Source organism: Nocardia sp. CWNU-33 (assembly GCF_046764895.1).
GTDB lineage: Bacteria > Actinomycetota > Actinomycetes > Mycobacteriales > Mycobacteriaceae > Nocardia.
The window spans coordinates 1-24281 of record NZ_JBKOQN010000061.1; the positions used below are offsets into that span (position 1 = coordinate 1).

Below are 24281 nucleotides of genomic sequence, written 5' to 3' on the forward strand. Positions count from 1 at the left end.
CCGCAACCCCGGCATCGACCAGCCGGGTCAGCGGATCACCGAACCGAGCCAGATCCTCCGAAAACGACACGGTCGCCGCAACCTCTCACATCGAGAGTGTTGCGACGACCGCATGAACCCAAGATGCGCCGGGCGGGTTTCGCGTTTCAGGTCAGTGCGCCGAACTGATCTCGGTCTCGCCCGCGGCGGCGTAGGCGCGCTCGGTCAGCGCCTTGTGCGGGCGCCACCACGATTCGTTGTCGCGGTACCACTGGATGGTCGCGGCCAGCCCCGCGCGGAAGTCGGAGTAGCGCGGGGTCCAGCCGAGTTCGGACCGCAGCAACGACGCGTCGATCGCATAACGCTGGTCGTGACCGGCGCGGTCGGTGACATGGTCGAAATCGTCGGGGTCGCGGTCGAATGCCTCCAGGATCATCCGCACCACCGACTTGTTGTCGAGTTCGCCGTCGGCGCCGATCAGATAGGTCTGGCCGGTCCGGCCGCGTTCGAGGATGTCCCACACCGCCCGGTTGTGGTCGTCCACATGGATCCAGTCGCGCACCTGATGTCCGGCGCCGTAGAGCCGCGGGCGGACACCATCGATGAGATTGGTGATCTGGCGCGGGATGAACTTCTCCACATGCTGATAAGGCCCATAGTTGTTGCTGCAGTTGGAGATCGTCGACCGGACGCCGAACGAACGGGTCCAGGCACGCACCAGCAGGTCACTGGAGGCCTTGGTCGCCGAGTAGGGGCTCGACGGGTTGTAGGCGGTGTTCTCGTCGAAGGCGGCGGCCTCCGGGGTGAGGTCGCCGTAGACCTCGTCGGTGGAAACATGGTGGTAGCGCACCTCGTGCCTGCGCACCGCCTGCAGCAGCGAGTAGGTGCCGACGATGTTGGTCTGCACGAACGGCCACGGGTCGGCGAGGGAGTTGTCGTTGTGCGATTCGGCCGCGAAATGGACGACGGCGTCGACGCCGCTGACGAGCTCGTCGACCAGGTCCAGATCGGCAATATCGCCGTGCACGAAGTCGATTCGGTCGGCCACCGGCGCGAGCGAGGCCCGGCTGCCCGCGTATGTCAGGGCGTCAAGGACGGTTACCGTCGTGTCGGGGCGCTCGGCCACGGTCTGTCGAACGAAATTCGCACCGATGAATCCGGCACCGCCGGTTACGAGCAATCGCACTCCACGACACTACGTCCATCGGTGGGCCCGCCGACCGCCGAGGCCCTTCGCAGTGCTGGGAGGCCTTTGCGCAGTGTGACTTCAGTCTCACTATCTGGCGGAAGAGTGCGGCGACCAGTTTGATTCTCCGCAGAAATCCCTAGTCGACGCACTTATTTCCAAGACCCCACCAAGCCTCGGGTCTCAATGGTGAACAAAATTTGAATAAAAGGTCACAACCGGTTCACCACTCGTTAGCTGATCTAGATTTCGATCGTCTAGTCCCCTCCGAACGCTTCACACTGAGGTCTAAAACAAATGCTGATGAGGAAATTCGCCGCTACGTCGGCCCTGCTGATTGCCGCCATGGGCGTCACCGCAGGTACCGTCAACGCGGATCCGGCGGCCCCGGCTGCCGACGCTCCGATCAACTTCACCGCCAAGGCCACCGAAACACAGTCGATCGTGACGACCGATGCCGGATCGATCGTTGTCGAAGATGATGCACTGAAGATCAAGGCCGCCAACGGCACCGTCGTCGCAGGAACCCCGCTGAAGTTCCGCGTCGACGAGTTCGAGTTCCCGATCGCCGCCGAAATCTCCGGCCGCACCGCGACTCTCACTCCGCAGATGGACATGGAGCACGCCACCTACAAGCCGGTCGCGCTGCCCTTCGAGGACAAGGCCCCCTGGAAGTCCGAATACGACCGTGAGGTGGCCGCCTTCAACCGCTTGAAGGACACCATCGCCATGGGCGCCACCATCGGCACCCTGGTCGGCGGCCTCGGTGGCGCGGCCATCGGCTGCGTGCTCGGCGGCGTGCTGAGCGGCGCGGTTGTCGGCGGCACCATCGTCGGCCTGTTCGGTCCGTTCCTGCCCGCCGCCGCTGTCGGCTGCATCGCGGGTATCGCCCTGGTCGGTGCGGTCGGCACCGTGCTGGGCCAGATCTTCATCACCGCCCCCGTGGCGATCGGTGCGGTGATCCAGTACTTCACCACGATCAACCAGCCGTTCGTCCCGGCCAAGTAGAACCGGCTTCGCACAACCTGATGCAGGCAACCCCGCCCGGCACTCGCCGTGGCGGGGTTGCCTGCATTTGCCATACGGGTCCCCGGCACTGAACGACCCGAAGGCCAATCAGGTGAACGAATGATGAATTGCTCAGGGACAGCAGCTGACAGTTTGCGATCCACGTGCCGTCGACGCCGAATCAATTCGGAATGGATGAACAAGCAATTGTCGATGCGGAAGGTGTTGCGACAGGCGCCACTTGGCAATGTGAACCCCGCCCCGGAAATTCTGGGGCGGGGTTCGACTCGTCCGGCCGACCGTGATCAGGCCGTCCGAGCCTGCTCCGGCTGCTCGAGGCGAGCGCGCACAAATCGGGAGACCCTGGCCAACGCCGCCCGGCCCTCGGGGAGGTTGGGGAAGATGCTCATGAACGCGTGCACCTGGCCACGCCACAGCTCGAGCGAGTTCGGCACGCCCGCCGCGGTGAGCCGCTGCGCCATCAGTTCGCAGTCGTAACGCAGTATTTCGTCCTCGGCCGCGATCAACAGCACCGGTGGCAGGCCGGCCAACGCGCCATTGACCGGCGAGAGCATCGGATCGAGCCTGCGGTCGACCTCGGCCCCGATCCGCACCACAGCGGCGAGCGCGGACAGCGGGATATACGGATCGCGCGCCGTATTGATGTAGTCCCGCTTGGCTGCGTAGTCCAGATCGAGTAGTGGGCTCAGTCCGATCAGGCCGGCCGGGCTCGGCAGCCCGAGCTCGATCGCGCGCAGCGCCGTGGCGAAGGTCAGGTAGCCGCCCGCCGAATCGCCCGCGAAGACGATCCGCGCCGGGTCCGCCCCGTGTTGCAGCAGCCAGCGGTAGGCGCTCATGCAGTCGTCGATCGATTGGGTGATGCTCTGTGCGGGCAGCTGGCGGTAGTCGACATTCACCACCGGCAGTCCGGTGCGCCTGGCCAGGCTGGCCGCGACGGGACGGTGCGTGCGCAGTCCACACACCGCGAATCCGCCGCCGTGCATGTACAGCACCGCGCCGTGACGCAGCGCGCGGGAGCCGCCGGACGGACGGATGACCTCGAGCCGGAAACCGTTCAGCTCCACCTGCTCCCGGTCCACGCCGCGTGGCTCCGGGCGCAACCGCGCGAGGGTGTCGATCGCGGCCGCGCCGATGGGAATGGTCGCGCGGGTGATGGGCGCGACTCGCAACACCGGCCGCACCACCCCGAGGCACGTTGCCAACAACATTCGGGAGTGCGCGCTCTGGCCATCCGGATTCATCACAACACCGGGCTCGCCGATTCTGCTCGCTGACATCGCGCACCTACCTCACAACTGGCACGCCGAGCCCGACCGGAGGTTGTCGCGGGCGAGTTGTCGACGCTGACATCTCACACATTGATATTTCAGAACATCACGTTAACGTGACCTACGCAACAACAATCGCCCGGCGCGCCCTGGCACCACACGTTTGTGATCAATTTGTGGGCGAGTCGGAACCTCCCCGACTCCGGGCCAGGCGAAACTGGCAGACTCCTTCCCATGCGCGGAATCATCTTGGCGGGCGGCACCGGTTCCCGGCTGCACCCCATCACGCGCGGGGTGAGCAAGCAGCTGGTCCCGGTCTACGACAAACCGATGATCTACTACCCACTGTCCACGCTGATGCTCGCGGGCATCACCGACATCCTGGTGATCACCACCCCGGAGGACGCCGAGGCCTTCGGCAGGCTGCTCGGCGACGGCAGCCAATTCGGCATCGCCATCGACTACGTCGTCCAGCAGGAGCCCGACGGCCTCGCCAAGGCCTTCGTGCTCGGCGCGAGCCACATCGGCGCCGACAGCGCGGCACTGGTGCTCGGCGACAACATCTTCCACGGTCCCGGCCTCGGCACCAGCCTGAACCGTTTCGCGGAGGTCGACGGCGGCGCGGTGTTCGCCTATTGGGTGTCGGACCCGACCGCCTACGGCGTCGTCGAATTCACCGAAGGTCGCGCGGTATCGATCGAGGAGAAGCCGAAGACGCCGCGGTCCAACTACGCCATCCCCGGGCTGTACTTCTATGACAACGATGTGGTCGAGATCGCGCGTGGGCTGCGCCCCTCTGCGCGCGGTGAATACGAGATCACCGACATCAATCGGGCCTACCTGGAACAGGATCGGCTCCAGGTCGACGTATTGGCCCGCGGCACCGCATGGTTGGACACCGGCACCTTCGACTCACTGCTGGACGCCGCCAACTACGTCCGCACCATCGAACAGCGGCAGGGCCTGAAAATCGGTGTGCCGGAAGAGGTCGCGTGGCGGATGGGCTTCATCGACGATGACCAGCTGCGCACGGTGGCGGAGCCGATGGTCCGTTCGGGCTACGGCAGCTATCTGCTCGACCTGCTCGAGCGCGGACGGGACTGGTGAGCATGGAGTTCCGTGAACTCGCCGTGCCCGGCGCCTGGGTGATCACCCCGCGCCAGTTCGGTGACGACCGTGGCATGTTCCTCGAATCGTTCAAGGCCTCCGAATTCGAGAAGTTGACCGGGCGGGCGTTCGACCTACGACAGGTCAATTGCTCGGTCTCCGCCGCCGGCGTGCTGCGCGGCATCCACTACACCGAAGACCCACCGGGTCAGGCAAAATACGTGACCTGCGTGCGCGGTGCGTTCCTCGACGTGGTCGTCGACCTGCGCCCGGGCTCCCCCACGTACGGACGCTGGGACAGTGTGGTCCTCGACGACGTCGACCGGCGCTCGATGTTCCTTTCCGAGGGTCTCGGCCACGCGATCCTGTCACTGGAGGATCACTCCACCGTCACCTATCTCTGCTCGCTGGAGTACAGCCCCGAATTCGACAGGGATATCGATGCTTTCGATCCGCAGCTCGGCATCGACTGGCCTACGGTCGGCCGCGACGGCAAGCCACTGAGCTACGTCCGCTCCCCTAAAGACACGGTGGCACCGCCTTTTTCGTAATCCGACGGCAATAGCCGAACGCCACCACCGCAGCGGGTGGTGGCGTTCGGCGCTATTCGGCCGCACCTGGGTCAGCCGACGAGTTCGAGCTCCGGCTCCGGCTCGGTGGCCGGCTTGCGCCGCTTGGGCAGGAAGGCGAGCAGCGCGACAAGGGCGCCGACCACGGTGATGCCTGCGGCGAACTCCAGTCCGGGGCGGTAGGCGTCGAGCACTGCCGACGGCGAGGTGTCGGTGTGCGCACCGGAGGAGATGATCGCCGTGGTGACGGCGAGGACGATCGCCGCGCCGACTTGCATGGAGGTCTGCAGCACGCCGGCCGCCAGACCCTGTTCCTCGTCCTCGATACCGTTGGTCGCCTGAATGTTGATGGCGGGGAAGCCGACCCAGCCGATACCGATCAGCAGCACCGCGGGCAGCAGCATCGTCCAGTAGGACGGTGCGGTGTCCAGCCGCAGGAACAGCAGGTAGCCGATGGCCATCACCACCATGGTGACCGCGATGATCGGCCCGGTGCCGAACCGGTCGACCAGCTTGTCGGAGAAGAACGCCGACCCCACCACGAGTAGGCCGACCGGCAGCAGCGCCATCGCCAGCTTCAGCGGCGACCAGCCGAGCGAGTCCTGCATGTACAGCGTCACGATGAACTGCCAGCTGAAGTAGGACCCCGCCACCGCGATGATCGCGAGGCTGGCCCGCACCAGCGACGACTTCTTCAGGATGCCGAGCCGGACCAGCGGATACGCGACCCGCTTCTCCACCACGACGAAACCGGCGAAAAGCACCACGACCGCGATGAACGAACCGATGGTGCGCACCGATCCCCAGCCCGCTTCCGGCGCGGTGACCACGGTGTAGACCAGCAGCAGCATGCCCGCGGTGGACAACAGCGCGCCGAGGATGTCGTGACCGCCCTCTTCGGCGGCCTCGTCCTTGGGCACCAGCAGGTAGGCGGCAACCAGCGCGGCGAGCGCGATCGGCACCGGAAGCAGGAAGGTCCAGCGCCAGCCGACACCGGTCATCAGCCCGCCGAACAGCAGGCCGCAGGAGTAGCCACCCGCGCCGAACACGGTGTAGATGGACAGCGCCTTGTTGCGCGCCGGGCCCTCGGCGAAGTTCGTGGTGATGATGGAAAGGCCGGTCGGCGCGGTGAAGGCGGCGGCAAGGCCTTTGACGAAGCGGGTCAGAATCAGCAGCGGGCCCGAGGTGACCAGGCCGCCTGCCAGTGAGGCGATCGCGAAGACCGCGAGCGCGATCAGGAAGACTTTGCGCCGCCCGAGCAGGTCGGCGGTGCGTCCGCCCAGCAGCAGCAGGCCGCCGTATCCGAGCACGTAGCCGCTGATCAGCCACTGCAGGGTGGTGGTGGACAGATCGAGTTCGGCGCCGATGGACGGCAGCGCGACTCCGATCATCGAAACGTCGAGACCATCGAGGAACAACACAATGCAGAGAGTGATCAGCATGCCCCAGATACGGAGGGACCAGCTGATCGAATCGGTCGCCTGGGCGGCCGGTCGGGTTGCCGCAGAAGTCATGCGAGGTACGTTACATGCGTGCACATTAAATGCCAACACAACTAATGCGCTTGCATTGAAATCCAGGAACCACTAAGATGGGGCCATGTCGAAGGTGTCGACTCCAGACGCAGCCCGGCGCACCGTCGCGCCGACCGGGCTGGTGGGAGAGTGGCGTGAGCTGCTCGACCGACATGCGGCGGTGAGTTGCGCACTCGAAAAGGCGCTACAGAATCAGCATGAGATCGGACTCAGCGAGTTCGAGACGCTGGACCGGCTGATCGACGCAGACTGCGGCAACTACCGGATGAGTGATCTGGCCAATGACATCTACCTGAGCCAGAGCGCGCTCTCGCGCGCCGTGGCTCGGCTGGAGCGCGATGGCCTTGTCTCGCGCACCATGTGCGCCGAGGACCGCCGCGCGATTTTCGTCTGCCTCACCGACAAGGGCCGTGAGGTCTACGCGCAGGCACTGCCGACCCATCGCGGGATACTCGAGAACACCTGGGACGGCAGTCGACGGTGCACCTAGGCAGCACCGATCGCCCGCTGTCGCAGCCGATCACACGCCGGCGCGCGCCTCTTCGATGACAACCCGCGCATCCGACGCCACCGCCTTGATGCCGGCGAAAGCCTTTCGGTACCGCGCCGTTTCGTGTTCCTTGTCCAGGTAGACCGGCCCGGTGAACGCCTCGACATAGACGACCGACGGTTCGGTCAGCGAGCCCTCGGCGACCTCGGCGAAATCGAGCAGCACGAAGCGGCCCGTCTCCATGCCATCGTGATAGCCGGAATCCGACGGGACCACCTGGATTCGCACATTGGGCAGATCACACATGCGCCGTAGGTGCTCGAGCTGCTCGGCGGCCACCTCGCCGCCGCCGACCCGGTGCCACAGCAGCGACTCACCGATCACCACGTCCAGCTGCAGCGGCGAATCACTCCGGGTCACCAACGCCTGCCGTGCCATTCGCAACTGCACCCGGCGCTCGATCTCGGCGGCCGTCGCGTCGGGGCGGCCCGCGGCGAGCAGCGCGCGCGCATAGGACTCGGTCTGCAGCAGGCCGGGAACCAGCTCGTTCTCATAGGTGGACAGCAGCCTGGCGGCTTCCTCCAGCCCGATGTACACCTCGAAACCCTCGGTGATCACATCGCTGTAGCCGGTCCACCAACCCCTGGCCTTGGTTTCCCTCGCCAGCGCGGTCAACGGCTCGACGAGTTCGCTCGGTGCACCGTAGATCTTGCACATGGCTTCGACATCCAGGCTGCGCAGCGAGGTCTGGCCGGTTTCGATCCGCCAGATCTTGGCTTCGGACCACTCGAGCTGCTGGGCGGCCGTCCTCGTGGTCATCCTGGCTCGGTTGCGCAGATCGCGGAGGTGACGACCTAGCTGCCTGCGCGGCATCGTCGAACCTGTGGTGCCGTGCGGTGAAGCCATACTTCCCCCTCGTGCCGGGCGTCATTGCCGCTCGCGAACCTCCCGTGAACGTGAGTGCGACGCTTCCTACCTGATATCCGTCGTTAGGAATCGGACATCCGAACAGCATTGTTTCACAATGAAACTCACAGAGGACACTGTGGGTGTCACAGATACGCCGATGACGTAGCTACGTCGAATGGGTTCGAGCGCCGTCGGATGCGGCAATCCAGATCGGTTGCTACTTGCGCGAACCGCCCTTGCGGAACCGCCAGAACTGCACTGCACGGACATCTTCGGAAAGCTGGTTGACCGGCTCGGCGACATCCGAAAGCGCCTGGAACAGATCGTCGGCCAGCTCACTGATGTGCTCCACCCTGGTCGCCAGCCTGGACGCGTTCACCAGGAATTCCAGCAGCAGCCGGACCACGGCCGCGATGGTCAGCCCGAGCGGCACCGCCACCAGCGCGGCCAGCACCCCGAGCACCGCGGAGACCTGCCACATGAGCACGATCAGCGCGATCGGCAGCGCCACCGCGAAGGCCAAACCGAGCATGTAGGCCAGCGGCAACAGCGTCCTGGTCGCCGGGCGGTGAAACTGCACATCGAGCAGTCCGCGTGCGGCCTCGACGCTCCACTTGCCGAAGGCGCGCGGGCTTTCGAAGGGCTCGGCGGGCGCTTCCTCGGTGACGGCGGAGCGAGAGAACCGCCGGGAGGCGGACTCTTTCCAAGCGATCCAGCGCGATTCGGTCTCGTATTCACCCGAATCCGGCGCCGGAACGCCGTTGGATTCATCGGTCATGTCGCGATCCTCCCCGCATCGCGCCGACCCGCCAAGAGACGACCGGAAACCTGCCATAGCGAGACCGCACGGATGAGACGAATACGACACTCGGAAAGATCTTTTGAAAACCCGTAACGCCCATGCCACCCCCCGCCGATACGACCCATGAATGCAGCAGGACCCAGTGCATCGGGGAATGGAGAATGACAGTGCGCACCACGTTTCCGACTTCCGTCTCGGCGGCAGAAATGACTGCCGCGGCGCAGGAGTACATCCAGCGCGGGTGGACGATCGCTGAAACGACGAACGGAATCTGCCTGATCACGGATGCCGATTTGTCGGGCATCGAGGTCAGCGGCGAGCTGGCCGCCGAGGTGCGCCGGTTCCTCCGCGCGAACAACCTGTCGGGTCCCGTGATCGAGATCCCCGGCGCCGAGCGTCGCGAGATCCACTTGGTCACCGGCGTCCGCAAGGCCGCGATGGCGCTGGAGGCGCTGCGCGAGGCAGGCGCGACCGTCTACACCGACGGCGATGGCATTCCGCTGCCGCCGACCCAGCTGATGGCGGGCTCGGCCTGCTGGAGCATCGCGCCGAACGAGGCCCGCTGGATCCCGCCGGTGGTGGCGATCAGCGCAGCCGTCCGTTCGGCGACCTCGCGCAAGCAGCGCACCGCGCTCACCAGCGTCGCCTGCTGAGGAGACACCTGCATCGGGGCAGGGTCCGCACTACCCGGCCCACCATGACCGATAGCCGCATTGCGGTTATCGGTCATTGCTGTTTCACTCTGCGTTGCCGCGGGTGATGATGGGGTATGGCCCAGATCACTGATCCGTCCCGCACGCTGCTGCGCACCTGCCCGCTGTGCGAGGCGGTCTGCGGACTCGAAATCACCCTCGATCCCGACAACCATGTGACCTCGGTCCGTGGTGATCGGCAGGATCCGTTCAGCAAGGGCTTCATCTGCCCCAAGGGTGCGAGCTTCGGTCATCTGGACGAAGACCCGGACCGGTTGACCGAACCGATGATTCGCGACCGTGCGACCGGCACGTGGCGCACCGCCACCTGGAGCGAGGCGTTCGATCTGATCGCCGAGCGCTTCCCCGCGATCGTGGCCGAGCACGGGAACCAATCCGCGGCACTGTATCTAGGCAATCCGAATGCGCACACGGTGGCAGGCGCGCTCTATGCGCCGGTGCTGATCCGCGCGCTCGGCACCAAGAATTTCTATTCCGCGAGCACGGCCGACCAGATGCCCAAGCAGGTGGCCAGCGGGCTGATGTTCGGTGATCCGCTGACGGTGCCGGTGCCGGATCTCGATCGCACCGACTATCTGCTCATGCTCGGCGCGAATCCGCTGGAGTCGAACGGATCGCTGTGCACCGCACCGGATTTCCCCGGCAGGTTGAAAGCGATGCGTAATCGGGGCGGCCGATTCGTCGTCGTCGATCCTCGGGTGACCCGCACCGCGAAGCTCGCCGACGAGCATCTGTTCATTCGGCCGGGCAGCGATGCTTATCTCTTGTTCGGAATTGTCCACACGTTGTTCGCGCAGAACCTGACAGACGTGCGTATCGAAGTTTCCGGACTCGATGACGTGCGCGCGGCCGCGGCAGATTTCACCCCGGAGGTGGCCTCGGCGCGAACCGGAGTACCTGCCGAGACCGTTGTCCGGCTTGCGCAGGAGCTCGCGGCCGCGCCGACCGCCGCGGTGTACGCCCGAATCGGCACCTGCACAGCCGAATTCGGCACCCTCACCCAGTGGCTTGTCGATGTGATCAATGTGTTGACCGGCAATCTGGACTCCCCCGGCGGCGCGATGTTCGCGAACGCTGCTGCCGGCGGCATCGCCCGCACCAAACCGTTCCGCACCGGCCGCTGGGCCAGCCGAGTTCGTGAACTGCCCGAGGCGATGGGCGAGCTGCCGGTGGCCACCCTGGCCGACGAGATCACCACGCCCGGCCAGGGGCAGGTCCGCGCGGTGATCACGGTCGCAGGCAACCCGGTGCTCTCCGCGCCGAGCGGGGCCCGGCTGGACGTGGCCTTCGCGCAGCTCGAATTCATGGTCAGCGTCGACAGGTATCTGAACGAAACCACCAGGCACGCCGATGTGATCCTGCCGCCGCCGCGGCCGGTGCAGTCGCCGCACTACGACTTCGCGCTCCTGCAGTTCGCGGTCCGTAACTATGCTCGCTACTCGCGACCACTTGTGCCGCTCGGCGATCGCCCCTCGGAGGCCGGCGTGATCGCTCGGCTCGCGGCGGCGCTGACCGGAAGACCACACGACGGGACCGGCGGGCAGGACCCACTCACCGAGGTGGACGAGCTGGTCATCGCGGGCACATTACACAAGACCGGGCTGGCGGATCGGCGGCCGGAGCTGATCGGCGACAACAGCACCGAGCAGCGCATCGACATGATGCTGCGCCTCGGCCCGTACGGCGAGTGGAATGGCGGCACGCTCAATCTGCAAGTGCTGCTCGACAATCCGCACGGCATCGATCTCGGGCCGCTGCAGCCGAGACTGCCAGGAGCGTTGCGCACGGCTTCCACCCGAGTGGAGCTCGCGCCGCAACAGTTGCTCGACGATGTGGCGAGGATGCGCGGCAGGCTCGACGACGCCGCGCCGGATCTGGTGCTGATCGGGCGACGCCAGTTGCGGTCGAACAACAGCTGGATGCACAACATCGCCACGCTGGTGAGCGGGTCGAACAAGTGCACACTGCATATCAATCCCGCCGATGTGGCGCGCCTCGGCCTGGGCGACAACGCCGTGGTGAAATCGGCCGCCGGATCGTTGACGGTGCCGCTGGAGCCGACCGACTCGATCATGCCCGGGGTGGTGAGCCTGCCGCACGGCTGGGGTCACACCGACAGCACCCAAGCGGTGGCGCGGGACCACGCCGGGGTCAATGCCAATGTGCTGACCGATGATTCGGTGGTCGACGTGCCGTCCGGGAACGCGGTGTTCAACGGTGTCCCTGTCACCGTGACGCCGGCCTGAGCTCGCCGCCGCATTAGCTGCCGATCGACCGGCAAAAATTTCCGGCCGGTCGGCTTCCGGCTAACTTGTGGAAACCTCTGCGCTAATTAAGCATTCGATACATTCGCAAGATGGATTTTGTAGCTTTGCACGGCGAAACCCATTAAGATGGATAAGATTTCGGTTTAGTCGCGGTTCAGCGTCGAACCCCGAGTAGCCGGACTCCGGCTACCAGAGGGGGCACAGATGCCCGGCATACAGCGTGGCAGTGACGGTGAGCACGAACTCCAAGATAGGTACAACACCCAGGACAGAGCCGGCCGTTTCTACGACGACCAGGTGCTCGACCGACTGAACCCCACGATGGTCGAATTCATCGCGCGGATGGATATGGCCTTCATCGCTACCTCGGACAGGCACGGAGAATGCGACGCCAGCTTCCGCGCGGGCCTGCCCGGCTTTCTGCACGTCATCGACGAACGCACGATCGCCTATCCCGAATACCGCGGCAACGGCGTCATGGCCAGCCTCGGCAACATCCTGGAGAACCCGCACGTCGGCATCCTGCTAATCGATTTCGTCCGCGACCTGATCGGCCTGCACATCAACGGCTCGGCCCGCATCATCGACGACGAGAACTTGCGTCGATCGGTGTCCGATCTACCGGAGAGCCACACAGGGCGAGCGGCCGAGCGCTGGGTGGTCGTCGACATCGACGAGGCCTACATCCACTGCCGCAAGCACATTCCGCACCTGGTGCCCGCCGCGCGAGAGCAACGCGACTGGGGCACCGACAACGTCCGCGCCAAAGGCGGCGACTACTTCGGCGCCAAAGCACAGTCCCGCGAGGCAACCGACCCCACCACCCCAGCCTTGGTCCCACGCTGACTCGTGTGGCCGGGGGTAGAGAAACCCTCGGTGAGTTCCTATCCGGGGTCAGTGGATTTTGAAGATGACCAGCCGTTGGACGACGAAGTTGATGACGGTGGCGGTGCCCTGGGCGACGACAAATGCCAGCGGCTGCCGCCACCACTCGTCGGTCAGGGTGGCGTAGAGCACCGCGTTGATGCCGACCTGGACGGCGAAGGTGATGGCGTAGAGCACCACCACCGCGAGGAAGCGGGCTCGGCTCGGTGGCGCCTGGAAGGTCCATCGGCGGTTGATCAGATACGCGGTGGTGGTGCCCGCGATGAAGCTGATCGACTTGGCGACGCTGACCGGCAGCCCGATCAGGTTCAGCAGCAGACTGTAAATCCCGTAGTCGACGACGGCCGACAATCCGCCGGTGACACCGAAGCGGATGATCTGCGTTTTCAGGTCGACATCGGTACCGCCCGGCTCGTCGACAAGCGGCAGCTCGGCCGGGAGCGGGAGGTGGGGTTCGGCATGCACGCGACGAGCGTAGCGGGAGGCGGCCGGTGATGTGGGTGGGCGTTGGCCCGGCCTCTCGTACCGGAGAGTACGGCGAGGCCGACCGGATGTCCGGCCATGCATGTAGCCTCTATGCCGATGTCCACGAAAGCTCCGACCGCCACCGCAACCGGTATCAACTCCGGCAACACCCCCGATGATGCGTTCGCTCTGCCGACACGCACTCGGGCGTTGACCGGGTGGGGTCGCACCGCACCAACCTCTTCCGAAGTGCTCTCGACGAGCGATCCCGAACTGATCGCCAAGGCTGTTGCCATGGTCGCCGAGGACAACGACAGCAAGCCTGCCCACCTGCGCCGCGGTGTGATCGCGCGCGGGCTCGGCCGCTCCTACGGCGATCATGCGCAGAATGCCGGCGGCCTCGTTGTCGACATGACCGCGCTCAACCGCATCCACCGCATCGACGGCGACACCCGCATCGTCGATGTGGACGGCGGGGTCAGCCTGGATCAGCTGATGAAGGCCGCGCTGCCGTTCGGGCTGTGGGTCCCGGTGCTACCGGGCACCCGCCAGGTGACGATCGGCGGCGCCATCGCCTCCGATATCCACGGCAAGAACCATCACAGCGAGGGCAGCTTCGGCAACCACGTGCGCTCGATCGATCTGCTCACCGCTGACGGGCAGGTGCAGCACCTCACACCGAAGCGCAACGCCAAGTTGTTCTGGGCCACTGTCGGTGGCAACGGACTCACGGGCATCATCCTGCGCGCCACCATCGAGATGGTGGTCACCGAGAGCGCCTACTTCCTCAACGACGGCGTCAAGACCACCACTCTCGACGAGACGATCGCGGCGCACAGCGACGGCAGCGAAGCCGACTACACCTACTCCAGCGCATGGTTCGACGTGATCAGCCCGCTGCCGAAGCTCGGCCGCGCCACCATCACCCGCGGCCGCCTCGCCAAGCTGGACGAGCTGCCCGCGAAGCTGCAGCGCAAGCCGCTGAAATTCGACGCACCCCAGCTCATGACAGTTCCGGACATCTTCCCGAACTGGACAATGAACAAGGTGTCGCTGATGTCCATCGGCGAGGCGTACTACCGGATGGGCGGCAACTACACCGGCAAGGTGCAGAACCTGACGCAGTTCTACCACCCGCTGGACATGATCGCGGAGTGGAACCGTGGCTACGGATCCAACGGATTCCTGCAGTACCAGTTCGTGGTGCCGACCGAGGCGGTCGAGGAATTCAAGCGGATCATCATCGACATCCAAGCCTCGGGCCACTACTCGGCGCTGAATGTCTTCAAGCTGTTCGGGCCGGGCAACCAGGCGCCGCTGAGCTTCCCGATGCCGGGCTGGAATATCTGCGTCGACTTCCCCATCAAACCGGGACTCAACGAGCTGGTCGGCGAGCTGGACAAGCGGGTGATGGAGTTCGGCGGGCGGCTGTACACCGCGAAGGACTCGCGCACCACCGCGGAGGCGTTCCACAAGATGTACCCCCGGATCGACGAGTGGATCAAGGTCCGCCGAAGTGTCGATCCCACAGGCGTTTTCATGTCCGATATGGCGAGAAGGCTGGAGCTCCAGTGATTAATGCCGTAGGCAACCCGCAGACCATCCTGCTGCTGGGCGGTACCTCGGAAATCGGTTTGGCGATCTGCGCCGAGTACCTGAAGAAGGGTCCCGCGCGGATCATTCTGGCCGCGCTGCCCGGTGATCCGCTGCGCGAGGACGCGGTCTCCCAGATGAAGGCGGCCGGGGCGAATCAGGTCGACGTCATCGACTTCGACGCACTCGACACCGAGAGCCACCCGAAGGTCATCGATACGGCCTGGGACGCAGGCGATGTGGATGTCGCCATCGTCGCCTTCGCTCTCGACGGCGATCCGGAAGAGCTGTGGCAGAACCAGCGCAAAGCCGTGCAGGTTGCCGAGATCAACTACACCGCAGCGGTTTCCGTCGGCGTGCTGGTCGGCGAGAAGATGAAGGCGCAGGGCTTCGGGCGCATCATCGCCATGTCCTCGGTCGCCGGTGAGCGGGTACGCCGCTCGAACTTCGTCTACGGGTCGACCAAGGCCGGCCTCGACGGTTTCTACCTCGGTCTCGGCGAGGCGCTGCGCCCCCATGGCCCGCGCGTGCTGGTGATCCGACCCGGCATGGTGCGGACCAGGTTCTCGGCGCACGTCAAGGAGGCTCCGCTCACCGTCGACAAGGAAGACATTGCGGCGCTTGCGGTTTCGGCCTCCCAGAAGGGCAGGGAGCTCATCTGGGCGCCCGGCGCCTTCCGCTTCGTGATGATGATCCTGCGCCACATCCCGCGCCCGATCTTCCGCAAGCTGCCCATCTGAGCTTGCCTGCCGCGTCTCGGCCCTCCGCACCCGCTCCCGGGAACCGCAGCTCCTGTGGTGCTCGGGGCGGGTGCGGACCCGTAAGAAGGTGCGGTGCTGCGGCCGGTCAGCTCGAGACCGGCCGGTCTGGTCGGAACGCTCCGGGTCGCGTACGGTGCGCGCATACCGCGCCAGGACCTGGCAGCATAAGCGCCGTCGCCTGCGTGGCGACCTTGCGCAATGCCGAGTAGTGGGTGCGGCGCAACGATCACCGAGCCGACCCAGTGATTCTGGAGATGCAATGCGAGTATTCGGACAAGATCGCGGCAGCCACCTCGAGGTGCGCCGATCTCGTGGCGGGGTCGCCGACACGGTGGCCACGCGGGATGCGGCCGCACGGTCCGATCAGCAGGGCGCGCTGCGCGGCGACGGGGCGGTTCGATGACCACGGCAACCGCGGTACGCGCCACCGCCTCGCGGCCGACCCGTGGCGCACTGATCGCGCGGTACATCGGCTCCGGCCTCGGTGAAGCGGTACTGGCGGGCCTTGTCGCCGTCATAGTGGCCACCGTTGGGCTGGTGGCGTTTTCGATGGTGCAGTGGCCTGCGTTCAACTCGTCCAATGTGACTCGGGCGTTGACCACGGTGGGTCAGGTCCTCGCCGCGGTGATGCTCGCGGTCGCGATCGGCCTCATTCGCGTCCGGCGGTCGCCGTTGGCGGCGAAACTGCTGTCGTGGGTGGGGGTTTCGACGTTCGTCACCTTCACCCTCGGCATGCCGCTGGCGGCGACCAAGCTGTATCTGTTCGGCGTCTCGGTGGATCAGGAGTTTCGCACCGAGTATCTGACACGGCTCACTGACAGCGCGGCACTGCACGACATGACATACGCCGACCTGCCCCCGTTCTACCCCGCCGGGTGGTTCTGGATCGGCGGGCGCGTGGCGAATGTGCTCGGCATGGACGGCTGGGAAGCCTTCAAGCCGTACGCCATCGGGTCGCTGGCTGTCGCGGCGGCGATCTCGCTCGTGCTGTGGTCGAAGCTGATTCGCACGGACTGGGCGATCGGCGTCACCGCGGCGATCACGGCGGTCGCACTGACCACCGCGGCACCGGAGGCCTACAGCGCCGTCATCGTCATCCTGCTGCCGCCCGCCCTGGTGCTCGCCTGGGGTGCGTTGTACCGGCCGGGTGAGCACGGCCGGAACGCATCGGCGCCACAACCTGCCGCCCCGATAGCCGACGGGGATGGCGTGGCCGGCGATGCCGGCTCGGCGGAACCTGACAGCCGGACGGCAGGCGGACAGACACCAGCAGGCGCTGCCGACTCGGCCGAACACGGTAACCGAACCACCAGTGCGCAAGCACTGGCGAACGCTGTCGACCCAGCCGAACACGGCAACCGAACCACCGGCGCGGAAGCACCGGCGAGCGTTGTCGCCTCGGCGGAGCGCGGCAGCCGGACGGCTGGCGGCTGGGGCGCAGTCATCGGGACCGGGTTGTTTCTGGGCGTTGCGGCCATGTTCTACACGCTGTACTTCGGGCTCGCGGCCTTCGCGATCGGGCTGATGGGTCTGATCGCTGCCGGGCTCGCCGTGCGGGAGCAGCGGGCGGCCGCGCACCCACGCCGGGCGCGAGTGGTTGCGACTACGGACGGTGGGTCGTCGTGGCGCGCCGCGATTCCACCACTGGTACGGCTGGCTGTGATCGGCGTGATCGCCGGGGTTGTCGCACTCGTCGTGTGGCTGCCGTATCTGTTGAAGTGGGTGAGCACGACCACTCCCAAGTCGGGCACCGCGCTGCACTACCTGCCCGTATCGGGCTCCGAGCTGCCGCTGCCGATGGCACAGTTCTCGTTGCTCGGCGGGCTGTGCCTGATCGGCACGGCCTGGCTGGTGGTGCGGGCTTCCTCGTCGCGGCGAGCGCAGGCGCTCGGCATCGGAGTCGTGGCCATCTACCTCTGGACGCTGCTGTCGATGGTGGCCACGGCAGCGGGAACAACGCTGCTCTCGTTCCGGCTGGAACCGATCCTGGATGTGCTGCTCGCCGCGGCGGGTGCGTTCGGCTTCGTCGAGGGCGCACGGGCCGCGTACCAGGCGTTCAACGAGCCGGGACGATTCCGGCTCGCGGTGATCGCTGTCGCCACCGTCGGCGCGCTCGCGTTCACCCAGGACATACCCCGGGTGCTTGCCCCCGAGATCACCACCGCCTACACCGATACCGACGGAAACGGCGAGCGCGCAGACAAGCGCAGCCCCTCGGCGGTGTCGCACTACCGCGAGGTGGATGCCGCGCTGCTGGCGCAGACCGGCCGGCCACGCTCGGACACGGTGCTCCTCACTGCCGACACCAGCTTCCTCGCCTTCTACCCCTACTACGGCTTCCAGGCCCTCACCTCGCACTACGCAAACCCGTTGGCGGACTTCGCAGGCCGCGCCGCCACCATCAAGGGCTGGAGCAGGCTGGACTCCCCCCGCGCCATGCTCGACGCCCTCGCCGCCGCCCCGTGGCGCGCACCGGACGCCTTCCTGTTCCGCAGCAACGGCGATAACTACACCCTCCGCCTTGCCGAGGACGTCTACCCCAACGACCCCAACGTCAAGCGCTACACCGTGACGTTCCCCAAGAAACTCTTCAACGACCCGCACTTCACCACCACCGACATCGGCCCCTTCACCCTCGTCACCGTGACCAAGTAGAGCCACGCCAGCTCGATCCCGGTGGATTGTCTGCCCACCATGGCGACCGCGGCATGCCACCGCAAACGCATGGCCACGGCGGGTCGGATCGGCGTCGCCTCGCGAATCGCCCAGGCGTCCTGCCCAGCGGCCACTGGGCGGGGCGGGGTCCGCAGCGCCGTGGCTCGCTCGGCGTCGGTGAGTGGCACATCCCGGCGGGCTCTACTCGGTGTTTGCCGCAACCATGTGCCACTCGTGGGGCGGAAATGAGTGGTTTGGGGCGGAATGGGTAAGTGGACGGGGACGTCCGGGACTCAGCCAGATGGTCGACACGAGCGCCCGAGGGCAGGGTCTCGATGGCATCCGCTAGTACGTCCCGCTAACGCCAGGAAGCGGGGCTGCCAGGGTGTTCACAGGGTGGCTGGGTACTTTGGACGGCTGGTTCTGCCATCTGGAGGAGTAGTTTGCCGGTCGAGACACTGGAAGTTGTAGGCGTCGTTTCAGCGGGAGCGACACCGAACGGAGTGTCTCTATCGGACCGGCCGGTGGCGGTCGGGAAGCGGCGGCTGTCACGGATTCGGGTCGGTCGCAGCGATCTGGTCGTCGCGGTGGGGTATCTCGCGTCCGCCGTCACTGTGCTGTCGGGGCAGTGGCGCAACACACACAGCGGGTATCTGATCAAGAGTGGTCAGGACCAGACGATGTGGGAGTGGTTCTTCGCAGTGACCGCCCATTCGGTGGCCCATCTGCAGAATCCGCTCGGCACCGATCTGCAGAATTTTCCGGCCGGCGTGAACATGATGGCCAATACGGCCATGTTCGGTGTGGGAGTGCCGCTCACCCCGATCACCTTGATGTTCGGTCCGACCGTCACCTTCGTGCTGGTACTCACGCTCGGCCTGAGCGGCACGGCCTTCGCTTGGTATCGGCTGTTTTCCCGGGAGCTCGTCGAGTCTCGGCTTGCCGCGGCGATCGGCGGGCTGTTCTGCGGTTTCGCACCGGCGATGATCTCGCATGCCAATGCACATCCGAATTTTGTCGCGCTGCTGCTACTTCCGATCATCGCGGGTCTGATCATTCGCATGGCACAGCGCGCGACACCCAGTGGCGATGCAGGAGAAGGTATGCCGCGCAGGCATATTCGTGACGCCATCACACTCGGCCTGCTGGTCGCGATGCAGATCGCGCTCGGCGAGGAACCGCTACTGATCTTTGCGCTCGCCTTGGGCCTGTTCGCCGTTGTGTACTACCTGCACGCACCGCGCACGGGGCTACGAGTGCTGCGCGCACTGATTCCGACCGTCGCACTCGCCGCGGTGATCACGGTGATGCTCACCGAGATTCCGCTGTGGTGGCAGTTCTTCGGGCCGCAGAGCTACCGCTCGATCGACCACGGACCGATGGGCAATGACCTGAAATCCCTCGTGCAGTTCCCGTCCGAATCGCTGGGCGGGATGTTCGCGCCGGGCCAATACGTGGCGATCAACGAGACCGAGCAGAACGCCTACTTCGGGTGGCCGCTGTTGCTGTTGCTGACCGTCACCGTGGCGCTGCTGTGGCGAGCGCGCGTTGTCCGCGCCGCCGGTGTCGTGATCGCGGTGTTCGGGGTGCTGTCGCTCGGCGCGGTCGCCATGGTGGGCAGACAATCCACCGGGATCGAGCTGCCGTGGCATTGGGCCGAACAGGTCCCGCTGCTCGATACCGTGCTGGAAACCCGGCTCACCATGGCGGCCATCCCGGCCATCGCGGTAATTCTCGCGCTGGCCACCGACCGCGCGGTCGCATCGTGGTGGCAGTCCGCGGGCGACCGGAAACCCTTGGCCTGGTTCACGGCGCTGACGCTCGCGCTGCTGCCGCTGGTGCCGACCGTCCTTCCGGTGACCGAGCGCGCGCCGACGCCGGAGTTCTTCGCCGACGGGACGGTGCGCGACTACGTGAGCGGCGGTTCGGTGGTCACGGTGCCGCCGCCGCGACCGGCCGACGCGCGAGCGCTGCGCTGGCAGGCCGACGCGAACTTCGACTTCGCACTCGCCGGCGGCTATTTTGTCGGCCCGACCAGCACCACGAAGAAGGGCATCTACGGACCGGAGACCAGGCCGACCACCGCGCTGCTCGTCCAGGCGCAGGACACCGGAGTCGTGCCGGACATCGACGCGGACGCGCGCACGCGTGCTCGCGACGACCTCCGGTTCTGGCAGGCGGATGTGGTGGTGCTGCCGTCGACGAAGAACGTCGATGTGCTGCGCACGACCATGACGCAACTGCTCGGGGTCACACCCACCCGGGTCGAGGATGTGTGGCTCTGGGACGTTCGGGTGCTGCGGTAGCAGGGATCACAGACGACGGTAGATAGCATCAACCCCCGTGCGACCGGACCGATCATCACGAGCGTTCACCCGTAACCGCCTGATCGCCCTCGTCTCCGGGCTTCTCGGATTCGTGTTGGCGCTGCTGACACCGCTTTTGCCGGTAGAGCAGGACCAGGCAACGCTGGACTGGCCGCAGGCCGGTGCAGGCAGCGTCGAGGCGCCGTTGGTCTCCTATGTGCCACAGCGGTTGAGTGCGACGCTGCCGTGCGCGGTCGTGCAGGCGGCCGGGTCGGGCACGCTGCTGTCGACCGTTCCCGACGGCTCCGGGCAGGCGACGGCCAAGGGGCTTGTCGTCTCGGTGACCGACGGCATGCTCGCGCTCATCCAGCGCGACGTACCGCTGCTGTCGGCCCCTGTTGCCGAGATCGCAGGCTGCGAGGCGGTCACCGTCACGGCGACCGCCGCCGCGACGACCGCCGAATTCACCGGCGCGAAGCGCCAAGACGGGACGCCGTTCCGCAACACCGTGGCTCGGGACATCCGGCCGCAGGTGGTCGGGGTGTTCACCCCGCTGGACGCCGCCCAGCTCGATGGCGCTCGGGTGCACATCGATATCGACTCGCGGTTCTCCTCGACGCCGTCCGCGCTGAAGCTGGCCGCGATGATCGCCGCTGCCGTGTTCACGATCATCGCGCTGATCGCACTGCATCTGCTCGACAATGCCGATGGCAGGCGGCCACGCCGCTTCCTGCCCGCGCACTGGTGGCGGTTCACCATCGCCGACGGCGCGGTGCTCGGCATCCTGGTGCTGTGGCACTTCATCGGCGCGAACACCTCCGACGACGGCTACATCCTGAACATGGCCCGCGCCTCCGAGCATGCCGGGTATATGGCCAATTACTACCGCTGGTTCGCCGTGCCGGAAGCGCCGTTCGGCTGGTCCTACGAGGTGCTCGCGTGGATGACCAAGGTCTCCGACGCCAGCCCGTGGATGCGGCTGCCCGCATTGGGGGCGGGAGTGGTGTGCTGGCTGGTGATCAGCCGAGAAGTGCTGCCCCGCTTGGGCGCAAGGGTGCGGCGCAACAAGGTCGCGCTGTGGACGGCCGGGCTGGTCTTCCTCGCCTTCTGGCTCCCCTACGACAACGGCCTGCGGCCGGAGCCGCTGATCGCCGCGGGCGCGCTGCTCACCTGGTGCTCGATCGAACGCGCCATCGCGACAGGACGGCTTTTGCCCGCCGCCATCGCGGTATTGATCGCCGCTTTCTCGCTGGCGGCCGGGCCGACCGGACTCATCTGCATCGCCGCGCTGATCGCCGGGTCTCGACCGGTATTGCAGATCATCATCCGGCGGGCACGGGACGCGGCTGGGACGCTCGGCGGGGTGCGGCGCGACGAGGCCGAGGCGGATCTCGCTGCTGCCAAGGCCGAATCGGGCACCGAGACCCGTGGGCGCGGAATCGGCAGCAGCACGGATTCGACCGCGGGCGAGGCCGGCACCGACACACCGACCGGGGACAACGAAACCGACTCGACCGCGCGTGGAGCCCGCACCGGCGCTGCGACCGAAAGCGGCGAATCCGATCGCAGCGAGGATTCCGCTGCGAGCCGGGCTGATTCCGGCGACCGGCGCCAGGGCGCTGCGGTCACCGAGCGGCGCACTGCCGACGGCAGCCCGTCGCGGCTGGCCGCGTTGTTCCGGTATGCGGCACTGCTCGCACCTGGCCTCGCGGCCGGAACCCTGGTCCTGGTAGTGGTTTTCGCCGACCAAACACTGGCGACCGTCATGGAAGCGACCAGGGCGCGCACCATCGTCGGCCCGAATGTGGCCTGGTTCGATGAACGCACCCGCTGGGATTCGCTGCTGATGCTGGCACCCGACGGGTCGCTGTCGCGACGCTTCGGCGTGCTCGTCATGCTGCTGTGCCTGCTGGTCTGCGTGCTGCAGGTGCTGCGCAAGGGGCGGATTCCCGGCACCTCGCGCGGGCCGTCGGTGCGCATCCTCGGCATCGTTTTCGCCTCGCTGTTGCTGATGATGTTCACACCGACCAAGTGGACCCACCACTTCGGTGTGTACGCCGGGCTGGCCGGATCGCTCGCCGCACTGGCCGCGGTTGCGGTGGGCAGCGAGGGCATTCGCGCACCGCGCAATAGGGCGCTGTTCGCCTCCGCGGTGCTGTTCCTGCTGGCGATCACCTTCACCGGATCCAACGGCTGGTGGTACGTGTCCAGTTACGGCGTGCCGTGGTGGGACAAGGCTCCGCTGATAGCGGGCAAGGGCATCTCCACGCTGTTCCTCGTGCTCAGTGGAGTGGCGCTGGTCGTCGCGGTGTGGCTGCACTATCGCGAGCCTTACCGGAGGGCCAGTGCTTCGGCCCCCACGCGTTTCGATCGGTTCGCCTCGGCACCGCTGACCATCGCCGCGGCGGTGCTGGTGCTGTTCGAGGTGGCCTCGCTGGCCAAGGCCGCGGTCACCCAGTTCCCCGCGTACTCCATCGCGAAGTCGAATCTGGAATCGCTGTCGGGTAATTCGTGCGCACTGGCCAACGAGGTGCTGGTGGAGACCGACACTCCGGACTCACTGCTACTGCCCCTCACCGGCTCCGCTGCCGACGGATTGTCGGCGGAATCCAAGGGCTTCACCCCCAACGGCGTCGCGAGCGACCTCACCGCCGACGCCGACGAAACAGTGTCGGGCGGCGCCAATTCGGTGAATACCGATTCGAAGAACAAGACCACCAAGACAACCGGAGCCGGCACGGGCGGCGGCACCAGCGAACAGGCCGGCATCAACGGCAGCACGGTGGCCCTGCCGTTCGGACTGGACCCGGCGCGCACGCCTGTCATGGGCAGCTACCAGGACAGCGATCAGCAGCAGGCCAAGCTGACCTCGCAGTGGTATCGCCTCGACCTGGGCGGCAGCTTGCGCGACGACCCCGCGTACCGGGTCCTGGCCATCACCGCCGCAGGCCGGATCCGCTCGGTCGACGCGGATGGTGTGGTCACCTATGGCGCGGAACTGCGGCTCGAGTACGGCACGCGGGCCGCGGACGGCACCGTGAATGTGCTCGGCTCCGTTGCCCCGCTGGACATCGGCCCCGCACCGTCGTGGCGCAATCTCCGTGTCCCGCTGAACCACATTCCGCGGGAGGTCGACGCGGTACGCCTGGTCGCGGTGGACAACGACATCACCCAGAAGCAGTGGCTGGCGCTCACCCCGCCCCGGCTGCCCAAACTGGCAACCCTGAATTCCGTTGTCGGCTCAACGAATCCGGTCCTGCTCGACTGGCATGTCGGCCTGGCCTTCCCTTGCCAACGCCCGTTCGATCACCACGACGGCGTGGCCGAGGTCCCCGACTGGCGCATCCTGCCCGACCGCGTCGGCTCCGACGCCTCCAACGCCTGGCAGGACGACATCGGCGGCGGCCCGCTCGGCTGGACCGGCCTGCTCCTGAAGTCCCAAACCATCCCGACCTACCTCGACAACGACTGGTCCCGAGACTGGGGTTCCCTCGAAAAGTTCACCCCCTACGCCCCGAACGCCACCCCCACCCCCATCGGCGTCACAGTCGAAACCCGCAACGGCTGGACCAAATCCGACCCGATCCGAGTGCGCTGACCGCACCCACCCCGGCCAACGCCGAAGGTAGTGAAATGGTGGTTCCAACCCACTTCCGCAGCCACCATTTCACTACCCTCGCTCGAGAAGGGGTTCTCGAGAACAGCACCACAGCCAGATGACCACGCCGGAACTCGACACCGCGCACCTGGCCGCGGAAGGTA

The 24281-nt window shown here is 66.4% G+C and carries 19 protein-coding genes; 13 read left to right on the forward strand and 6 right to left on the reverse strand.

What is annotated here, in order from left to right; genetic code table 11:
• Positions 1-151 precede the first annotated feature (151 nt).
• Positions 152-1165: a dTDP-glucose 4,6-dehydratase gene (rfbB, locus tag ACLMAL_RS37910; RefSeq protein WP_406235276.1), complete on the reverse strand. Its 1014-nt coding sequence runs from the start codon at positions 1163-1165 to the stop codon at positions 152-154.
• 297 nt (positions 1166-1462) lie between these two features.
• On the opposite strand from rfbB, the gene ACLMAL_RS37915 reads away from it, so the two are divergent.
• On the forward strand, positions 1463-2173 hold the full coding sequence (locus ACLMAL_RS37915; RefSeq protein ID WP_328408068.1) for a hypothetical protein: 711 nt from the start codon (positions 1463-1465) through the stop codon (positions 2171-2173).
• Positions 2174-2478: 305 nt separating this feature from the next.
• On the opposite strand, the gene ACLMAL_RS37920 is transcribed toward ACLMAL_RS37915, so the two are convergent.
• Entirely contained in the window at positions 2479-3471 is a 993-nt protein-coding gene (locus ACLMAL_RS37920; protein ID WP_412003470.1) for an alpha/beta hydrolase, read from the reverse strand.
• 225 nt (positions 3472-3696) lie between these two features.
• Here ACLMAL_RS37920 and rfbA point away from each other — a divergent pair, with 225 nt between their 5' ends.
• The gene (gene rfbA / locus ACLMAL_RS37925; protein ID WP_412003471.1) at positions 3697-4569 is read left to right on the forward strand and encodes a glucose-1-phosphate thymidylyltransferase RfbA; all 873 of its coding nucleotides are present in this window, start codon (positions 3697-3699) and stop codon (positions 4567-4569) included.
• A 2-nt stretch (positions 4570-4571) separates the two neighbouring features.
• Positions 4572-5120 carry a dTDP-4-dehydrorhamnose 3,5-epimerase family protein gene (locus ACLMAL_RS37930; RefSeq protein WP_412003484.1) on the forward strand — a complete coding sequence of 183 codons (549 nt, stop codon included), beginning with the start codon at positions 4572-4574 and terminating at the stop codon, positions 5118-5120.
• Between the two features lie 71 nt (positions 5121-5191).
• Here ACLMAL_RS37930 and ACLMAL_RS37935 read toward each other — a convergent pair whose 3' ends face one another.
• The gene (locus tag ACLMAL_RS37935; RefSeq protein ID WP_412003472.1) at positions 5192-6652 is read right to left on the reverse strand and encodes an MFS transporter; all 1461 of its coding nucleotides are present in this window, start codon (positions 6650-6652) and stop codon (positions 5192-5194) included.
• 85 nt (positions 6653-6737) lie between these two features.
• Between ACLMAL_RS37935 and ACLMAL_RS37940 the strand changes: the two genes are divergently transcribed.
• Positions 6738-7163 (forward strand): MarR family winged helix-turn-helix transcriptional regulator, encoded by a 426-nt coding sequence (locus ACLMAL_RS37940; RefSeq protein ID WP_412003473.1) that lies wholly within the window; start codon positions 6738-6740, stop codon positions 7161-7163.
• 30 nt (positions 7164-7193) lie between these two features.
• Here ACLMAL_RS37940 and ACLMAL_RS37945 read toward each other — a convergent pair whose 3' ends face one another.
• Together ACLMAL_RS37945 and ACLMAL_RS37950 are read right to left on the reverse strand one after the other, a co-directional pair.
• Positions 7194-8069, reverse strand: a complete 876-nt coding sequence (locus ACLMAL_RS37945; RefSeq protein WP_412003474.1) for a helix-turn-helix domain-containing protein — start codon at positions 8067-8069, stop codon at positions 7194-7196.
• Between the two features lie 220 nt (positions 8070-8289).
• The gene (locus ACLMAL_RS37950) at positions 8290-8850 is read right to left on the reverse strand and encodes a DUF4282 domain-containing protein (RefSeq protein WP_412003476.1); all 561 of its coding nucleotides are present in this window, start codon (positions 8848-8850) and stop codon (positions 8290-8292) included.
• 185 nt (positions 8851-9035) lie between these two features.
• On the opposite strand from ACLMAL_RS37950, the gene ACLMAL_RS37955 reads away from it, so the two are divergent.
• The 3 genes from ACLMAL_RS37955 to ACLMAL_RS37965 all read left to right on the forward strand — a co-directional run bounded on the left by ACLMAL_RS37955 (position 9036) and on the right by ACLMAL_RS37965 (position 12700).
• Complete coding sequence (locus ACLMAL_RS37955; RefSeq protein WP_412003477.1) at positions 9036-9527, forward strand: hypothetical protein; 492 nt, start codon at positions 9036-9038, stop codon at positions 9525-9527.
• Between the two features lie 116 nt (positions 9528-9643).
• Positions 9644-11833: a molybdopterin-dependent oxidoreductase gene (locus ACLMAL_RS37960; protein ID WP_412003478.1), complete on the forward strand. Its 2190-nt coding sequence runs from the start codon at positions 9644-9646 to the stop codon at positions 11831-11833.
• A gap of 225 nt (positions 11834-12058) precedes the next feature.
• Positions 12059-12700: a pyridoxamine 5'-phosphate oxidase family protein gene (locus ACLMAL_RS37965; RefSeq protein ID WP_412003479.1), complete on the forward strand. Its 642-nt coding sequence runs from the start codon at positions 12059-12061 to the stop codon at positions 12698-12700.
• 48 nt (positions 12701-12748) lie between these two features.
• Here the strand turns inward: ACLMAL_RS37965 and ACLMAL_RS37970 are convergent, their stop codons facing one another.
• The gene (locus ACLMAL_RS37970; protein WP_406235254.1) at positions 12749-13204 is read right to left on the reverse strand and encodes a GtrA family protein; all 456 of its coding nucleotides are present in this window, start codon (positions 13202-13204) and stop codon (positions 12749-12751) included.
• A gap of 117 nt (positions 13205-13321) precedes the next feature.
• Between ACLMAL_RS37970 and ACLMAL_RS37975 the strand changes: the two genes are divergently transcribed.
• From ACLMAL_RS37975 to ACLMAL_RS38000, 6 genes are all read left to right on the forward strand, one after another.
• The gene (locus tag ACLMAL_RS37975; protein WP_412003480.1) at positions 13322-14779 is read left to right on the forward strand and encodes an FAD-binding protein; all 1458 of its coding nucleotides are present in this window, start codon (positions 13322-13324) and stop codon (positions 14777-14779) included.
• Positions 14776-15537 (forward strand): decaprenylphospho-beta-D-erythro-pentofuranosid-2-ulose 2-reductase, encoded by a 762-nt coding sequence (locus ACLMAL_RS37980; RefSeq protein ID WP_328408049.1) that lies wholly within the window; start codon positions 14776-14778, stop codon positions 15535-15537. Before ACLMAL_RS37975 ends, ACLMAL_RS37980 begins: the two co-directional genes overlap by 4 nt.
• A 280-nt stretch (positions 15538-15817) precedes the next feature.
• Positions 15818-15961: a hypothetical protein gene (locus ACLMAL_RS37985; protein WP_412003481.1), complete on the forward strand. Its 144-nt coding sequence runs from the start codon at positions 15818-15820 to the stop codon at positions 15959-15961.
• Positions 15958-18213 carry a galactan 5-O-arabinofuranosyltransferase gene (locus ACLMAL_RS37990; protein ID WP_412003482.1) on the forward strand — a complete coding sequence of 752 codons (2256 nt, stop codon included), beginning with the start codon at positions 15958-15960 and terminating at the stop codon, positions 18211-18213. Before ACLMAL_RS37985 ends, ACLMAL_RS37990 begins: the two co-directional genes overlap by 4 nt.
• Before the next feature lie 524 nt (positions 18214-18737).
• The gene (locus ACLMAL_RS37995) at positions 18738-20519 is read left to right on the forward strand and encodes a glycosyl transferase (protein WP_412003483.1); all 1782 of its coding nucleotides are present in this window, start codon (positions 18738-18740) and stop codon (positions 20517-20519) included.
• Between the two features lie 22 nt (positions 20520-20541).
• On the forward strand, positions 20542-24117 hold the full coding sequence (locus ACLMAL_RS38000) for an arabinosyltransferase domain-containing protein (RefSeq protein WP_412003485.1): 3576 nt from the start codon (positions 20542-20544) through the stop codon (positions 24115-24117).
• Positions 24118-24281: the final 164 nt, after the last annotated feature.

What these genes read in the sequence shown, in the direction of transcription:
- ACLMAL_RS37955 (WP_412003477.1), top strand. Translation starts at nt 9,036, where the DNA reads ATGACAGTGCGCACCACGTTTCCGACTTCCGTCTCGGCGGCAGAAATG.
- ACLMAL_RS37920 (WP_412003470.1), bottom strand. Translation starts at nt 3,471, where the DNA reads ATGTCAGCGAGCAGAATCGGCGAGCCCGGTGTTGTGATGAATCCGGAT.
- ACLMAL_RS37960 (WP_412003478.1), top strand. Translation starts at nt 9,644, where the DNA reads ATGGCCCAGATCACTGATCCGTCCCGCACGCTGCTGCGCACCTGCCCG.
- ACLMAL_RS37935 (WP_412003472.1), bottom strand. Translation starts at nt 6,652, where the DNA reads ATGACTTCTGCGGCAACCCGACCGGCCGCCCAGGCGACCGATTCGATC.
- ACLMAL_RS37975 (WP_412003480.1), top strand. Translation starts at nt 13,322, where the DNA reads ATGTCCACGAAAGCTCCGACCGCCACCGCAACCGGTATCAACTCCGGC.
- ACLMAL_RS37930 (WP_412003484.1), top strand. Translation starts at nt 4,572, where the DNA reads ATGGAGTTCCGTGAACTCGCCGTGCCCGGCGCCTGGGTGATCACCCCG.
- ACLMAL_RS37965 (WP_412003479.1), top strand. Translation starts at nt 12,059, where the DNA reads ATGCCCGGCATACAGCGTGGCAGTGACGGTGAGCACGAACTCCAAGAT.
- ACLMAL_RS37945 (WP_412003474.1), bottom strand. Translation starts at nt 8,069, where the DNA reads ATGGCTTCACCGCACGGCACCACAGGTTCGACGATGCCGCGCAGGCAG.
- ACLMAL_RS37990 (WP_412003482.1), top strand. Translation starts at nt 15,958, where the DNA reads ATGACCACGGCAACCGCGGTACGCGCCACCGCCTCGCGGCCGACCCGT.
- ACLMAL_RS37915 (WP_328408068.1), top strand. Translation starts at nt 1,463, where the DNA reads ATGCTGATGAGGAAATTCGCCGCTACGTCGGCCCTGCTGATTGCCGCC.
- ACLMAL_RS37985 (WP_412003481.1), top strand. Translation starts at nt 15,818, where the DNA reads ATGCGAGTATTCGGACAAGATCGCGGCAGCCACCTCGAGGTGCGCCGA.
- ACLMAL_RS37940 (WP_412003473.1), top strand. Translation starts at nt 6,738, where the DNA reads ATGTCGAAGGTGTCGACTCCAGACGCAGCCCGGCGCACCGTCGCGCCG.
- ACLMAL_RS37950 (WP_412003476.1), bottom strand. Translation starts at nt 8,850, where the DNA reads ATGACCGATGAATCCAACGGCGTTCCGGCGCCGGATTCGGGTGAATAC.
- rfbA (WP_412003471.1), top strand. Translation starts at nt 3,697, where the DNA reads ATGCGCGGAATCATCTTGGCGGGCGGCACCGGTTCCCGGCTGCACCCC.